We start from the raw sequence: 14,273 nt of genomic DNA on the forward strand, positions 1-14,273 counted from the left end.
TCATCCCTGCGCCACGCCAGCGCGCGTGGCATAGCGTGGATCGATCAAGGTGCCCAGCACCTGGGTCAGGTCGGTTCCCGGCCGCACCAGGCCTTCTTCCAGCAGGATCGGCGCGGCGCTGCGCAAGGCCGCCAATTGCTCGGCACCAATCAGTGGCCGGCTGAGATCGGTGCGCCGCAATTGCAGTTGCGCAACCGGCACCGAGAGCCTGGCCTGCTCGGCGATCAGGCTCGCCAGCGCGTCCGGATGCGCGATGGCCCAACGGCGTGCCTTCTCATAGGCCTGCAGCACCAGCGGAATCTGCTCGGGGTAGGCGGCGGCGAATTTTTCGCTGGTGTTCAAGAAGCCGTACGAATTAAAGGCGACGTTGCGATAGAGCAGCCGTGAGCCGGCTTCGAGCTGGCTGGCAGCCATATGCGGGTCCAGTCCTGCCCAGGCATTGACATTGCCGCGTTCCAGTGCAATACGCCCATCCGGATGCTGCAGATGGACGATGTCGACATCGTTCCGGTGCAACCCGACCTCGCGCAGCGCGCGCAACAGGAGCAGATACGCGTCGGTGCCCTTGGTGGCGGCCACCCGTTTGCCCTTGAGTTCGGCCACGCGCTGAATCGGCGATTGCTTGCCGACGACCAGGGCCACCCATTCCGGGCGCGAGTACACATAGACCGCCTTGACCGGATTGCCGTTGGCGCGCCCCAGCAGCGCGGCCAGGCCGGCGGTGCTGCCAAAGTCGATGCTGTTGCCGGCCAGATACTCCAGTGCGCGATTGCTGCCGGCCGATAACACCCAGGTGACCTCGGTGCCCTGCGGCTTGAGCGCCTCTTCCAGCCAGCCGAAGTGCCTGAGCACCAGCGAGGTAGGCGAGTAGTAGGCGTAATCCATGCGCAGGCGCTCGGGAACGGCGATCTTGCGCGGCGCGTCTGCGGCGCCGGACAGCAGTGGCGGGGCACCGAGCGCGACTCCGGCCAGCGTTCCGAGTTTGAGCAGGTTGCGACGCTTCATGAGTACTCCTCTCAGCGCGCCGAAGCGCGTGGCACGATGGTGTTGGCGATGACCTCGCCGAAGGGGCCGCTCAGTGGTTGCCCGGGCAGTTGTTGCCGGCGTACGCGTGGCAGCAGCGGGAACACCAGTTCGGCAAAGCGATAGGCCTCTTCCAGGTGCGGATAGCCGGAAAAGATGAAGGTGTCGATGCCGAGCGCCGCGTATTCCTCGATCCGCTGCACCACCGTCTGCGGGCTGCCGACCAGGGCGGTACCGGCACCGCCGCGAACCAGGCCAACCCCGGCCCACAGGTTCGGGCTGACTTCCAGATCGGCGCGCGTGCGGCCCTGGCCACGCCCATGCAAGGCGGCCATGCGCCGCTGGCCGACAGAATCCATACGCGCGAAGGCGCGCTGTGCGCGCTCCACGGTGTCGTCGTCGAGATGACCGATCAGCGCATCGGCCGCCGCCCAGGCCTGCGCGTCGGTTTCGCGCACGATGACATGCAGGCGGATGCCGAAGCGCAGCGTGCGCCCGAGCGCTGCCGCCTTGCTGCGGACGGTGGCGATCTTCTGCGCCACCGCAGCCGGCGGCTCGCCCCAGGTGAGGTAGGTGTCCACCTGCTCGGCCGCCAGGTCGTGCGCCGCATCGGACGAGCCGCCAAACCACACGGGCGGATACGGCCGTTGCACGGTGGGATACAGCAGTTGCGCCGCCTTCACCTGCAGATGCTTGCCGTCGAAGTCGTAGCTCTGGCTGTCATGGCTGTGGCGGATGATCTCGCGCCAGATCCGGATGAATTCGGCCGAGGCATCGTAACGGTCGGCGTGATCGAGAAACACGCCATCGCCTTCCAGCTCGCCGCGGTCGCCGCCTGTGACCAGATTGACCAGCAGGCGCCCTCCGGACAGCCGGTCGAAGCTGGCCGCCATGCGCGCTGCCAGTGCGGGCGCCATCAGCCCGGGGCGCAGCGCCACCAGAAACTTCAGCTGGCGCGTGGCATTGATCAGGCTGGACGCAATCACCCACGGGTCTTCGCAGGAGCGCCCGGTGGGAATCAGTACCCCTTCATAGCCCAGCGTGTCCGCCGCTACGGCCACCTGTGTCACGTAGTCGGCACTGACCTGGCGCGCGCCTTCGCTGGTGCCCAGATAGCGGCTGTCGCCGTGGGTGGGAATGAACCAGAACATCTCCATCGCACTCTCCTTCAGGTGGGCTGCTGCATCGCGCCGGCGAACCGGATCAGGCGATGCGCAGTCGCGCATCGGGGCGCACGCCCAGCACGCCGGCAGCGCGTTCGGCGGCCAGTGCGATACGCTGGCACAGCGCTTGATCGACCACCCGGTAATCGTGGAAATCGCTTTCGCTGGCATAGATGCCGATCGGTAGCGTCAGCGCCTGGAAGAACGCGAACAATGGCCGCAGTTGGTGATCGATGACCAATGCATGCCGTTCGCTGCCGCCGGTAGCGGCCAGCAACACCGGCGTGTCGATCAGTGCGTGCATGTCGATCAGGTCGAACAGATGCTTGAGCAAGCCTGGATACGATCCGCGATACACCGGTGCGACAACCAGTAGCAGGTCTGCCGTTTCGACCTGGCGCAAGGCCTGTTCCGTGGTTGCGTCGACGTCGCTGCGCCATTGCGCCGTGCCCAAGGGCTTTGCGATATCGCCGAGCTGGATGATGCTGGGCTTGATGGCCAGGTGCTGCGCCAGCTCTGCCAGGGTGGCCTCTGCCAGGGCCAGGCTGCGCGAAGGGCGCGAGGTGCTGCCGGAGACGGCAACGACATTCAACGGAGTGCGCATGCGAGATTCCTGTAGGGGGGCGTGTCGAACTGTCACGCAAACTCCGTGCCATCCAGACATGCTTGCTGTTGCTGCAGCGACATAAAACGCGAAAGCAACATGCGTCGACGTGTCAATCACGAGCAATTGCATCTGACTGCATGGCGCGATGCAGTGCAATGGCAAAGCGCCATCAGCGATGGCGTGCGCTTAGCAGAATTGAGAATGATCTAATGAAATTGCAGAAAATGGGCTGTTTCAAGCCATTTTCGATGCGGTCTTCATGACGTAACGAGTATGAGGATAGAGCGCGCGGAGATAAGCGCCCAAAAACTGTTTGCAGGGAAACATCGGATCAGCAGTTTGCGCACTTTCCTGGTTGGATACATTCATCCAGTGCGGCATGCAGGACCATTCACGCGCGTGGCATTGTTCGTTTCAATAACGCCCGGTGCGTGCAGTGCAGCCACGCCGGGTAGCGACGTGGCTGCTGGAGTGATCGCCCGGGCTTTACGAACAAGGTCGCGTGGATGCGTGTACATCACCGATATCGGCGTGGTATCGCGCAGCCAGAGCCTGCTTGCGTAGCCTGCAAGGTTGCATCGCGTTGTCGTATTGGGTCGTTCGCTGGCGAGTCAATTGTTTTCGCGCGGCGCGCGATGTTGGTCAACGCGATGTGGATCGCACGGCGGGCATGTCGACATGTCGCGCAGAGATAAGCATGGCACGCGATGTGCGTTGCATGCGATGGCGGTGACCCGCGTACGCGCGTCGTATTTGCAAAGCGCAATGCATGTGCTTTCCAGCACCGAAGAAGACCGGCAGCGCGCAGTCCGCCGTCCAATCCTTATCCTCGCAGGAGTTTCCAATGAGCCATTCGTCCAACGCTGCGCCGCTGAGCTTCGCCTACTGGGTTCCCAATGTCAGCGGCGGGCTGGTTGTCAGCACGATCGAGCAGCGCACCGACTGGAGCCTGGACTATAACGTGCGGCTGGCGCAGGCCGCCGAACACGCCGGCTTCGATTACGCGCTGACCCAGATCCGTTTTACCGCCGGCTATGGCGCCGAGCATCAGCATGAGTCGGTGTCCTTCAGTCAGGCCTTGCTGCATTCCACCTCGCGCCTGAAGGTATTGGCCGCTATCCTGCCCGGCCCCTGGGCGCCGGCCGTGGTGGCCAAGCAGATCGCCACCATCGACCACATCAGCAACGGACGCATTGCGATCAATGTGGTCAGCGGCTGGTTCAAGGGCGAGTTCGTTGCCATTGGGGAGCCGTGGCTGGAACACGACGAGCGCTATCGGCGCTCCAGGGAATTCATCCAGGTGCTGAAGGGGATCTGGACTCAGGATGCCTTCAGTTTCCATGGCGATTTCTACCGTTTCAACAACTACACCCTCAGTCCTAAACCGCTGCAGAAGCCGCACCCGGAGATCTTTCAAGGCGGAAGTTCGCGCGCGGCGCGCGACAATGCGGCAAGCGTGTCGGATTGGTATTTCACCAATGGCAACACGCCGGAGCAGTTGCGCATACAGATCCAGGACCTGCAGACCAAGGCGGCCGCCAACGGCCACCGCGTTCGTGTCGGCGTCAACGCCTTCGTGATCGCGCGCGAGACCGAACAGGAGGCGCAGGCGGTGCTGCAGGAAATCATCGCGCATGCGCATGTCGACGCGGTCAGGGCGTTCGCCGATGCCGCACGGCAGGCCGGGCAGGCCTCGCCGGAGGGAGAGGGCAATTGGGCCACCTCCACCTTCGAGGACCTGGTGCAGTACAACGACGGTTTCCGCACCAACCTGATCGGTACGCCACAACAGATCGCCGAGCGCATCCTGGCCCTGCAGGAGGTGGGCGTGGATCTGGTGCTGTGCGGCTTCCTGCACTTCATCGAAGAGGTGGAGTACTTCGGCCGAGAAGTGCTGCCGCGTGTGCGCGCGCTGGAAGCGCAACGCGCGCAGTCGGCGCTGGCCTGAGCACCACGCCCAGGCCGCGACGGCGGCCGGAGGCTTATTCCGCTGCCGGGCCGGCTGGACGTGTGGTGCCGGCGCCGGTTTCGCGGGCATTGGGCGCGGCGGTGCCCTTGCCATTAGCGCCGCCGCTGCCACCAGCGCCACCGCCGGTGCCGTTTCCGCCACGTCCACGGCCACGCCCGCGCGGGCGGCCCTGGCCTTCGCGTGGACGCCGCGGCGCGTTTGCAGCGGGGGCGGCGGGGGCGGTGACTTCGCGCCCCGGCACCTGTACCACACGCAGCTCCTCGGTATCCAGCTGCAGGGCGGTGAGCTTGCCGCCCCACACCGCGCCGGTATCGATGGCATGCACGCCCTGGGTGATGGTGAGCCCCAGCGCGGACCAGTGGCCGCACACGATCTTGAGATCGCGCTCGACCCGGCCCGGCACCTCGAACCACGGGTAGAGTCCTTGTGCCTGCGTGCCCGGCGTGCCCTTGTCGTCGGTGGCGATGCGCCCGCGCGGCGTGCAATAGCGCATGCGCGTGAACAGGTTGATGATCGCGCGGCTGCGGTCGTATCCGCTCAAACCTGGCGACCAGCCCGGCTGATCGCCATACATGTTGCGCAACAGTTTGCGATAGCCGCCGCCCTGTAGCTGCTGCTCGACCTCGCGCGCATGTTTTTCGGCCAGCTGCGTGGTCCATTTCGGCGCCAGTCCGGCGTGGATCATCATCCAGCCCAGTTCGCGGTCCACGTGCGCCAGCTTCTGCATGCGCAGCCAGTCCAGCAGCATGTCGCGGTCCTCGGCCAGCACGATGCGCTGCAGGTCCGGATTGACCTTGCGCTGCTCTTCTTCCGAGCGCGCGCCGATCGCCAGCAGCGACAGGTCATGATTGCCCAGTACCACCACGCTGTGCGCGCGCAGCGAATGCACCAGCCGCAGCGTTTCCAGCGATTGCCCGCCGCGGTTGACCAGGTCGCCGCAGAACCACAGCGTGTCCTGTGCCGGGTCGAAATTGATCTTCTCCAGCAATCGCTGGGTGATGTCGTAGCACCCTTGCAGGTCGCCAATTGCCCAGACGCTCATCGCGTGCGCTCCATCAATCCAGCAGTCATCAGTGCAGCGTCCTGGGTACGCTCAGCACGAAGGCGGCGATCGGGGCGGTGAATTCGGTGCCATCGTCGGCCACCATGTCGTAATGGCCTTGCATCTGGCCCTGCTCGGTTTCCAGCAGTACACCGGAGGTGTAATGGAAGGCTTCGCCGGGGCGCAGCCACGGCTGCTCGCCGACCACGCCTTCGCCGTCCACCTGCTCGGTGCGGCCGTTGGCGTCGGTGATTTGCCAATGGCGTGCGATCAGGCGCGCGGGCACGGCACCCGCGTTGTGGATGCGGATGCTGTAGGCGAAGGCAAAGCGGCCTTCTTCCGGGGTCGATTGCTGGGCGAGGAAGCGCGGCGACACCTCGACCTCGACCCGATAGCGTGGATCATCTTGCATGGGGAAAGTCTAAATAAAACGGCGTGGGAGCGGCGCTCAAGCCAGCTCGACATTGGCCAACCGGATGAAATCGGCGACCTCGAGTTGTTCGGCGCGGGCATCCGGCCGCACGCCAGCCGCCTCGAAATGCGCGGGTTCGCAAACGCTGGACAAGGCATTGCGCAGCGTCTTGCGACGCTGCCCGAAGCCGGCGCGCACCACATCGGCAAAGCGGCGGCGGTCGTTGATCATGACCGTGGCCGCATCGCGCGGCACCAGCCGCACCACTGCCGAGTCCACCTTCGGCGGCGGTCGGAACGCGCCTGGCGGCACCACGAACAGTGCGGTGACCTCGCAATACGCCTGCAGCATCACGCTGAGCCGGCCATAGACCTTGCTGCCGGGACCGGCGGCCATGCGGTCGACCACTTCCTTCTGCAGCATGAAGTGCATGTCGGCCACTGCAGCGGCGTGGTCCAGCGCGTGGAACAGGATCGGCGAGGAGATGTTGTAAGGCAGGTTGCCGACCAGCCGGATCGGCGTGCCGTTGGCCAGTTCGGTGAAATCCACGCTGAGTACGTCGCGGTGGATGATGCTTAGCTCGCCGATCGGTGCGGCCGCCTCGGTCAATGGCGCGATCAGGTCGCGATCGAACTCGATCACCGTCAACGCGCCATGCTTGCGCAGCAGCGGGAAGGTGATGGCGCCCTGGCCGGGACCGATTTCGACCAGGTGCTGGCCGGCGCGCGGAGCCACCGCCTGGACGATCCGGTCGATGTAATACCGGTCGGCAAGAAAGTGCTGGCCAAGCGACTTCTTGGCCGGTGCGCTGAAGGAAGGATTCATGCGCGCAGTTTAACGGAGCCGGCGGCTGCACGCGGTGTCGGTGCTGCGTGTGGCCGCCGTGATAGCGAGGGAAGTCATCCCTAACCTGCGGCGATCGGGCAGCAGCGACGCGACGTTAGCTGCGTGCCGCCAGGCGTGCGCACAACGCCGTTGCCGCCATCAGGCTGGAGGGATCGGCGATGCCGCGCCCGGCCAGGTCCAGCGCTGTGCCGTGATCCACCGCCACGCGCGGGTAGGGCAGGCCCAGCGTGATGTTCACCGCCTGCTCGAAACCGCTGTACTTGAGTACCGGCAGGCCCTGGTCGTGGTACATCGCCACCACCGCATCGAAACCGCCCAGCTTCTGCGGCAGAAAGGCAGTGTCGGCCGGCAGCGGGCCGATCAGCTGCATGCCTTCGTCGCGTAGCCGCTCCAGCACCGGGATGATGATGTCCAGTTCTTCGCGGCCCAGGTGACCGTCTTCGCCTGCATGGGGGTTGAGGCCGAGCACGGCGATACGCGGGTTTTCCAGGCCGAAGTCGCGGCGCATCGCGGCATGGGTGATGCGCAGGCAGCGCGCAACCGCGTCGGCGGTGATCGCATCGGCCACCGCACGCAGCGGCAGATGCGTGGTCACCAGTGCCACGCGCACGATGCTGTTGGCCAGCATCATCACCACCGGGCAGTGGGCCTGTTCGGCCAGCAATTCGGTGGTGCCGGTGTAGGCGATCCCGCCGGCGTTGATGATCGCCTTGTGCACCGGGCCGGTCACGATGCCTTGCAGACGTCCGGCAAGGCAGTCGCCGGCGGCGGTACGCAGGCCGGCAATGACGGCCGCTGCATTGGCCGGGTCGGCGGTGCCGAAGCGGGTCGGGACGGCCTGACGAATCGGAAACAGCGGCAGATCGCCGGGCATGCGTGCCGGCTGGTCTGGATCGAGCAGGCGCACAGACAAGGACAGCGCCTTGGCGGCGCTGTTCAGGGTATCTGGGTCGGCGTAGGCAACCAGCTGCGCATCGGAGCGCGGCTGCTGGACGAGCCGGATGCACAGCTCCGGCCCGATTCCGGCCGGCTCGCCTGGCACCAGCGCGAGCGACGGCACCATCACCGACTCAGCGCGCCGGCTGTGCCGGCGGCGGGGTCGGGGCAGCCGGTTCTGCGCTCTTGGTCGGCTCGGCAGTCGCGTTGCCGTCGGCGCGATCGCCGGTGCGGTAGCTCACATATGCCTCGCCACGCAGTTCCTGCAGGTAGCGGTTGTATTCCTCTTCCAGCTTGCGGCGGCCGATGGTTTCACGGACCTGCGCACGCTGGTTTTCCGCGCTGACGTCGGTCTGACGGCTGCCGACGCGCTGCACGATGTGCCAACCGGCCTGCGTGCGGAACGGTTCGGACACCGCACCGTCGGCTAGGCCTTCGACCTGCTTGCCGAAATCCGGGCCGAACGCGTCGGCCGGGAACCAACCCAGATCGCCACCCTGGCCACGGCTATTGGTGTCTTCGGAGGACTCCTTGGCCGTTGCCTGGAAGTCGGCGCCGCCGGCGATGCGTGCCCGCAGCGTGTCGATCTTGGCCTTGGCCTGTGCGTCGGTCTGGTTGTCGCCGATGCGGACCAGGATGTGGCGCGCGTTGTATTCGGTGACCATCTTCTTTTCGCCGCCGGCATTGGCGTCGCGCATTTCCACCAGCTTGAGCAGCTGGAACCCGCTGGGACCACGTAGCGGTCCTGCGACCTGGCCGGGCTGCATGTCGCGGATCAGCTGGGCAAATGCGTTGGGGATTTCGTCCAGGCTACGCCAGCCCAGGTCGCCGCCTTCCAGCGCGTTGGGGCTATCCGAATAACGCACCGCTGCCGCAGAGAAGTCCAGTTCGCCCTTGTCGATCAGGGCCTTGACGCCATCGACCTTCTTTTGCCCGGTGGCGATCTGGTCGGCAGTCGCGCCTTCCGGCAGGCCCACCAGGATATGCGCCAGGTGGTACTGGCTACCGGTCGTGGCCTGTTGGGCCAGCGCGGTATCCACTTCGCCTTCGCTCACGCTGATGCGGCTCTGCGCAAAGCTCTGGCGCAGGCGCTGCACGATGATTTCGTCGCGCACCGAGGCGCGGAAATCGCCGTAGGCCATGCCATCGGCGGCCAGCTTCTGGCGCAGGCCATCCACGGTGGTGCCGTTCTGCTGGGCGATGCTGGCAATGGCGCGGTTGAGTTCCTCGTCGCTGACGCGGATGCCGCTGCCGTCGGCGCGGCCGACCTGCAACTTGACCAGGACCAGGCGCTCAAGCACCTGCCGCTGCAGGACATCGTCCGGCGGCAGCTGGTTTTCGCGACCGGCGTACTGCGACTTGACGTTGCGCACAGCGCGATCGAGCTCGCTCTGCAGCACCACGTCTTCGTCCACGATAGCGGCGATACGATCCAGCGGCTGGGATTGCTGCGCCGATGCCAGCGGCGAGACCGTGCTGGTGATTACCAGCAACGAGGCAAGAAGAACAGAGAAAGGCTTGGTCATGGAATCAGGTTCGGATCGTAATCGTCCGGATTGGTCGTGGTGTTGCTGGGCGGGACCAGGTACAGGTCGTCGCGGTAATAACCGAGAATAGCACGGCGCAAAGTGCGGTCCGTATTCTGGCCGAACGAGCTCAAGCCCTTGAGCACGAACTCGAACTGGATCGAGTTGTCCATCTCGCCGTCGCGGTTGCGCACGAACCGGCGCACCAGTGCGCGCACCGCCAGGCAGCAGCTGTCCCACTGCACGCCGCCGATGATTTCCAGCGGCTTGCGGTCCAGCAGCGAGTAGTAATAGCGTCCGACCGCACTCCAGGTAGGGTTGATCGGATACAGGAACGAGAAGTCGGCCTGCTTGAGCTGGTCGCTGTTGTCGATCAGGTTGCGACGGTAGCGATACGCCAAGTTGATGATGCCGTCGTTGCCCAGCAGATAGCGCGTGCGCAGGCTGGCCAGGTCTTCCTTGCGCGAGTTCGGATTCCACTGATACGTGGCGCCCATCGACCAGCGGTCGTTGATCATGTAGTTGGCGTCTGCCACCCAGGCGGACTTGCCCTGCTCAATGGGTTGTTCGCTATTGGCGGTGGAATTGTTGATCGTGACCAGCGAGTCATTGAAGTACAGGATCTGACCGGCGCTCAGCGATAACTTCTCGCGCCCGTCGTCCTGGCGCAGCCAGCGCGAGGTCACCGCCAGGGTCAGCTGGTTGGCATCGTTCTGGCGGTCGGCGCCGGTGTAACGCGAGTCGCGAAACAGCTGTCCGTAGCTGAAGGTGAACGGCCGCGTATCGAAGACCGGCAGATCGTCCTGGTCGCGGTACGGCACGTACAGGTAGTACATGCGTGGCTCCAACGTGTTGAGATAGTTGGTGCCGAAGACCGAGGTCTCGCGATCAAAATACAGGCCGGCGTCCAGCGAGGCGATCGGCAGGCTGCGGGTGGGCGTGCGATCTCCGGTCAGCGGCGGCGTGGTGGCCACGGTCGAATCCAGCTGATAAGCGGTGTAGCGCCAGGCCACCGTAGGCGTCAGAAACCAGGCCGCGCCCGACAGCGGCATCGAGATGTAGGGTTTAACGTCCAGGCGTGAGCCGCTGCCATAGTCCTGGTTGCGGATGTTGGTGCGGACGTATTCGTCGCCGTTGTTGTTGTTGTTGTTGTTGCCGTTGGTGTTCGGGACGAAGTTCACCTGATAGGAATCGTCATGCGTGAACCGCACCGCCTCGGCATAGACACCAGCTTCGAAAATGCCGAACGGCTTTTCCCAGGTGAAATACGCGCGCGGCTGCCGGTTGTAGGGCAGGGCTCGTTCGTCCAGGGTGTAGTCGGTCAGCTGCCAGCGGTCGGCCATCAGGCCGGCGGTCCAGGTTTCGCCGGTGCCGTAGATGCCGATGGTGCTCTGCAGGCTGGAGGCAGAGCCCATACCGTTCAGGCGGCTGGTGAAGTCTTCCACATAGCGGGTGTCGCTGACCCAGGAGATGCTGCTGCGCGCCTGCCAATGGCTGTTGACGTTGTGGTAGCCGCTATAGAACACGCTGCCGCGGTCCTTGTCGCGCAACTTGTCGTTGGGCAGGTAGTTACCGGTGATTTCGCCGCGACCGCCGTCGTACAGGTAGCGGAACTCGGTACCGAACATGAAACCGCGCTTGCTCATGTAGCGCGGCAGCAAGGTCGCATCGTAATTGGGCGCCAGATTCAGGTAGATCGGCTGCAGGTAATCGAAGCCGTTGCGCCCGGACAGGCCGAACTGCGGAAACAGCAGGCCGGTCTGGCGACGGTCGTCGATCGGGAACTTGAACCACGGGAAGTACAGCACCGGCACCTTGCCGATCTGCAGCACGGCGTTGCGTGCTGTGCCGAAGCCCTCTTCATTGTCGACGTCGATCTCCGGCGCACGCACGCGCCAGATCGGCTGCGAGGGATCGCAGGTGGTATAGGTGGAGCGGTGCATCTGCCCGACCTGGCCCTGCAGGTCCACGGATTCGGCGCCGCCGTTGCCACGCCGGTCCACCAGCTGGTACTGGATGTTGGTGACCTTGTGGCTGTCGGTATCCTGGTTGCCTTCGGCACGGTCGGCGACCATGCGAAAGGAAGTGTCCTGGTAGCGCACATTGCCTTCGGCGATGTAGTTGCCGGTCTCGGTGTCCATGCGCAGGTTGTCTGCGCCCAGGAACTGATCGCCACGTTTGAGCGCCACGTTGCCCTGGTATTGCGGGGTGGTGCTGGTGCCGGACAGCTGGTCGCCTTCGATGTCGGTCGGCAGCTGCTGGCGCATTTCGGCAGCCTTCGGGTCCGCGGCGGGGGCGCCGTCGAAGCCTGGTAGCGGGTCCACGGCCGGGCACAATCCCCAGTTCAACGGCTTGTCGGCAGCCATGGCCGGGAGGCAGATGGCGATGCTCAAGGGCAGGGGCAGCAGGCGGAGAGCTCGGCGCACGCGTGGTTCAACCAATAAAATGGCGACTAGCTTGCCGTATACCCCGCATAGGGGCAATGAAGAGCGCTGGCGCGGAGAGGGCGAGGTTCATCGCCAGCATCGAGGCGACCGGGGCCAACTACCGGTCAGCGCAGCGCAGCGACGTGGGCCACGCTGCTTTCGCGCAGTGCCTGCAGGTCGTAGCCGCCTTCCAGCAGAGAGACCACGCGCCCGCGTGCATGGCGTTCGGCCAGGGTGCGCAGGGCGGCGGTCAGCCAGCCGAAATCGTCGTCGTCCAGCATCAGGTCGGCCAGCGGGTCGCGCAGATGGGCGTCGAAGCCAGCCGAGATCAGGATCAGTTGCGGACGAAACGCATTGATCAGCGGCAGCATTTCGTCCTCCCAGACATTGCGGAAGCGCAGCCCGTCGCTGCCCGGCGGCAACAGCAGATTGTGGACATTGCCGACGCCGCGCTCATGGACGCTGCCCGAATGCGGGTACAGCCCGGACTGGTGGGTGCTGAGGTACTGCACGGCCGGGTCGCGTTCGAAGATCGCCTGGGTACCGTTGCCGTGATGCACGTCGAAATCGACGATGGTGATGCGCTCCAGGCCATGCCGGTCGCGTGCGTGGGCGGCGGCCACGGCGACGTTGTTGAACAGGCAGAAGCCCATCGACACCTGCGCGGTGGCGTGGTGGCCGGGCGGGCGGACGGCGCAGAAGGCGGTGCGGGTCAGGTCCTGCATCACCGCATCCACGGCGGCGATGCCGGCGCCGGCGGCGCGCAGGGCGGCTGCGCGCGAGGCCGGCACCATGCGGGTGTCCACGTCCAGCTGGCGGTATCCGGTGAAAGGGGTTTCCAGCACGGCGTCGACCTGTTCGCGCTCGTGCACGCGGCACAGGTCGCCGAGCTTGGCCAGTGGCGCCTCGCGCCAGTCCAGATCGGGGAAGGCGGCGCGCAAGGCATCGACCACCGCTTCCAGGCGGGCAGGACTCTCGGGGTGCTCAGGGCCGGCGTCGTGGCCGAGGCAGGCGGGGTGGGTAAAGACCAGCATGGGGCAACTCTAGCCTCTCCGCGGCGCCGGGCACATGCTCAAGCGCGACGGCGGTCGTGCCGCCACAGCACTTCCTGCTGGCCATCGACACGGGCCAGTACCCGCGCCAGCACGAACAGCAGGTCGGACAGGCGATTGAGGTAACCGATCGCCTCGCTGCGCACCGTTTCCTGGCGCGACAGGGCGACGGTTTCGCGCTCGGCCCGGCGCACGATGGTGCGGGCCAGATGGCAGCGTGCGGCCGCCTCGCCACCGGCCGGCAGGATGAATTCCTGCAGCGGTGGCAAGCTGTCGTTGAAGTGGTCCAGATGGTGTTCCAGGGCCTGGATGTCCGACGCCGTCATGGCCGCATGCCCGGGGATGCAGAGTTCGCCGCCCAGATCGAACAACTGGTGCTGCACGGTGGTCAGCAGTTCGGCGATCGGGGTCGGGACACCGGGGGCCGCCAGCAGCACCCCAATGGCCGAATTGGCTTCGTCCACGGTGCCGTAGGCGTTGACGCGCAAGGCATCCTTGCCGGTACGGCTGCCATCGCCCAGCCCGGTGCTGCCATCGTCGCCGGTGCGCGTATAGATACGAGAAAGACGGTTGCCCATGCGGTCAGCCGGCGTGGGTCTGGCGCGGTGGAGCAATCACGCGCTCGGCCACGACCTGGACAAGTGCCGCCGCAGCCACGTACAGCGCAGCGCTGCGCAGGTACGGCCCCAGCCAGTCGGTGTAGTTCTTGAACCAGCCGGCCACGGTGGGCTCGCTCACGCTGGCGCTGATCCAGTAGAAGCTGCCCTGGGCGATCAGCTGGCACAGCGCCACGGCGACCAGCAGGGTGGGAACCAGCCAGGCCAACGCGCTCCACTGCGCACCGTGGTAATGCCGACGCAGCCAGACGCCGCCGGCCCACAACGCGAAATACGCCGGAATCAGGCACCAGTACGCCGGCGACACGCAGTAGTGCTGCCAGAAGCTCATGCCCTGGCCGGTGATCACCAGCCAGTCCACCGCGACCGCCAGCCCCATCAAGAGCGGGAATGCCAGCCGGGTGCGCGCCGCCAGATGGAATCCGCCGATGAAGAACACCGCCCACGACGCATCCGGCACCGGGGCGAAGTGATTGATCCGCGTGGCCGCCATCAGCACGGCCAGCAGGCTCAGGATCCAGGTGTCGTGCGAGCGAGGCGTCATGTGCGGGAAGGGCCGGGTTGCAGAGGGGGAAGTGTAGCGTGGAAGCCGGCGCGCCCGCGCCGCGGTCTGACCGACGCCGGGCTGGGCGGTGGGAAGACCGGCGCCGACTG

13 protein-coding genes are annotated in these 14,273 nt (G+C 65.6%); 1 reads left to right on the forward strand and 12 read right to left on the reverse strand.

Going from position 1 to position 14,273, the window contains the following annotated elements; genetic code table 11:
* From FHY19_RS20780 to msuE, 3 genes are read right to left on the reverse strand one after another with little or no spacing between them, the layout of a single operon-like run.
* Nucleotides 1-1,005, reverse strand: coding sequence for an aliphatic sulfonate ABC transporter substrate-binding protein (locus tag FHY19_RS20780; protein ID WP_259168277.1), 1,005 nt, complete (start codon nucleotides 1,003-1,005; stop codon nucleotides 1-3).
* Nucleotides 1,006-1,016: 11 nt separating this feature from the next.
* Entirely contained in the window at nucleotides 1,017-2,180 is a 1,164-nt protein-coding gene (gene ssuD, locus FHY19_RS20785; protein WP_259168279.1) for an FMNH2-dependent alkanesulfonate monooxygenase, read from the reverse strand.
* A gap of 46 nt (nucleotides 2,181-2,226) precedes the next feature.
* Nucleotides 2,227-2,790 carry an FMN reductase gene (msuE, locus tag FHY19_RS20790; RefSeq protein ID WP_259154339.1) on the reverse strand — a complete coding sequence of 188 codons (564 nt, stop codon included), beginning with the start codon at nucleotides 2,788-2,790 and terminating at the stop codon, nucleotides 2,227-2,229.
* 847 nt (nucleotides 2,791-3,637) lie between these two features.
* Here msuE and sfnG point away from each other — a divergent pair.
* Complete coding sequence (sfnG, locus tag FHY19_RS20795; protein ID WP_259168282.1) at nucleotides 3,638-4,741, forward strand: dimethylsulfone monooxygenase SfnG; 1,104 nt, start codon at nucleotides 3,638-3,640, stop codon at nucleotides 4,739-4,741.
* A 34-nt stretch (nucleotides 4,742-4,775) separates the two neighbouring features.
* On the opposite strand, the gene FHY19_RS20800 is transcribed toward sfnG, so the two are convergent.
* The 9 genes from FHY19_RS20800 to FHY19_RS20840 form a co-directional block, all read right to left on the reverse strand.
* Entirely contained in the window at nucleotides 4,776-5,804 is a 1,029-nt protein-coding gene (locus FHY19_RS20800; protein WP_259168283.1) for a symmetrical bis(5'-nucleosyl)-tetraphosphatase, read from the reverse strand.
* 28 nt (nucleotides 5,805-5,832) lie between these two features.
* Complete coding sequence (gene apaG, locus FHY19_RS20805; protein ID WP_259154333.1) at nucleotides 5,833-6,216, reverse strand: Co2+/Mg2+ efflux protein ApaG; 384 nt, start codon at nucleotides 6,214-6,216, stop codon at nucleotides 5,833-5,835.
* A 36-nt stretch (nucleotides 6,217-6,252) separates the two neighbouring features.
* Nucleotides 6,253-7,041 carry a 16S rRNA (adenine(1518)-N(6)/adenine(1519)-N(6))-dimethyltransferase RsmA gene (gene rsmA / locus FHY19_RS20810; RefSeq protein WP_259168285.1) on the reverse strand — a complete coding sequence of 263 codons (789 nt, stop codon included), beginning with the start codon at nucleotides 7,039-7,041 and terminating at the stop codon, nucleotides 6,253-6,255.
* A gap of 115 nt (nucleotides 7,042-7,156) precedes the next feature.
* The gene (gene pdxA / locus FHY19_RS20815; RefSeq protein WP_259168287.1) at nucleotides 7,157-8,125 is read right to left on the reverse strand and encodes a 4-hydroxythreonine-4-phosphate dehydrogenase PdxA; all 969 of its coding nucleotides are present in this window, start codon (nucleotides 8,123-8,125) and stop codon (nucleotides 7,157-7,159) included.
* A 7-nt stretch (nucleotides 8,126-8,132) separates the two neighbouring features.
* A complete protein-coding gene (locus FHY19_RS20820; protein ID WP_259154326.1) occupies nucleotides 8,133-9,524 on the reverse strand; it encodes a peptidylprolyl isomerase in 1,392 nt (463 codons plus the stop codon).
* Nucleotides 9,521-11,950: an LPS-assembly protein LptD gene (lptD, locus tag FHY19_RS20825; protein ID WP_259168289.1), complete on the reverse strand. Its 2,430-nt coding sequence runs from the start codon at nucleotides 11,948-11,950 to the stop codon at nucleotides 9,521-9,523. Before lptD ends, FHY19_RS20820 begins: the two co-directional genes overlap by 4 nt.
* Before the next feature lie 125 nt (nucleotides 11,951-12,075).
* Nucleotides 12,076-12,984 carry a histone deacetylase family protein gene (locus tag FHY19_RS20830; RefSeq protein WP_259168290.1) on the reverse strand — a complete coding sequence of 303 codons (909 nt, stop codon included), beginning with the start codon at nucleotides 12,982-12,984 and terminating at the stop codon, nucleotides 12,076-12,078.
* 38 nt (nucleotides 12,985-13,022) lie between these two features.
* Nucleotides 13,023-13,580: a cob(I)yrinic acid a,c-diamide adenosyltransferase gene (locus FHY19_RS20835; protein ID WP_259168292.1), complete on the reverse strand. Its 558-nt coding sequence runs from the start codon at nucleotides 13,578-13,580 to the stop codon at nucleotides 13,023-13,025.
* Between the two features lie 4 nt (nucleotides 13,581-13,584).
* Nucleotides 13,585-14,163, reverse strand: a complete 579-nt coding sequence (locus FHY19_RS20840; RefSeq protein WP_259154315.1) for a hypothetical protein — start codon at nucleotides 14,161-14,163, stop codon at nucleotides 13,585-13,587.
* Nucleotides 14,164-14,273: the final 110 nt, after the last annotated feature.

This window comes from Xanthomonas sp. 4461 (genome assembly GCF_024806475.1).
Taxonomy (GTDB): Bacteria; Pseudomonadota; Gammaproteobacteria; order Xanthomonadales; family Xanthomonadaceae; genus Xanthomonas; species Xanthomonas arboricola_F.

What these genes read in the sequence shown, in the direction of transcription:
- FHY19_RS20780 (WP_259168277.1), bottom strand. Translation starts at nt 1,005, where the DNA reads ATGAAGCGTCGCAACCTGCTCAAACTCGGAACGCTGGCCGGAGTCGCG.
- ssuD (WP_259168279.1), bottom strand. Translation starts at nt 2,180, where the DNA reads ATGGAGATGTTCTGGTTCATTCCCACCCACGGCGACAGCCGCTATCTG.
- msuE (WP_259154339.1), bottom strand. Translation starts at nt 2,790, where the DNA reads ATGCGCACTCCGTTGAATGTCGTTGCCGTCTCCGGCAGCACCTCGCGC.
- sfnG (WP_259168282.1), top strand. Translation starts at nt 3,638, where the DNA reads ATGAGCCATTCGTCCAACGCTGCGCCGCTGAGCTTCGCCTACTGGGTT.
- FHY19_RS20800 (WP_259168283.1), bottom strand. Translation starts at nt 5,804, where the DNA reads ATGAGCGTCTGGGCAATTGGCGACCTGCAAGGGTGCTACGACATCACC.
- apaG (WP_259154333.1), bottom strand. Translation starts at nt 6,216, where the DNA reads ATGCAAGATGATCCACGCTATCGGGTCGAGGTCGAGGTGTCGCCGCGC.
- rsmA (WP_259168285.1), bottom strand. Translation starts at nt 7,041, where the DNA reads ATGAATCCTTCCTTCAGCGCACCGGCCAAGAAGTCGCTTGGCCAGCAC.
- pdxA (WP_259168287.1), bottom strand. Translation starts at nt 8,125, where the DNA reads ATGGTGCCGTCGCTCGCGCTGGTGCCAGGCGAGCCGGCCGGAATCGGG.
- FHY19_RS20820 (WP_259154326.1), bottom strand. Translation starts at nt 9,524, where the DNA reads ATGACCAAGCCTTTCTCTGTTCTTCTTGCCTCGTTGCTGGTAATCACC.
- FHY19_RS20830 (WP_259168290.1), bottom strand. Translation starts at nt 12,984, where the DNA reads ATGCTGGTCTTTACCCACCCCGCCTGCCTCGGCCACGACGCCGGCCCT.
- FHY19_RS20835 (WP_259168292.1), bottom strand. Translation starts at nt 13,580, where the DNA reads ATGGGCAACCGTCTTTCTCGTATCTATACGCGCACCGGCGACGATGGC.
- FHY19_RS20840 (WP_259154315.1), bottom strand. Translation starts at nt 14,163, where the DNA reads ATGACGCCTCGCTCGCACGACACCTGGATCCTGAGCCTGCTGGCCGTG.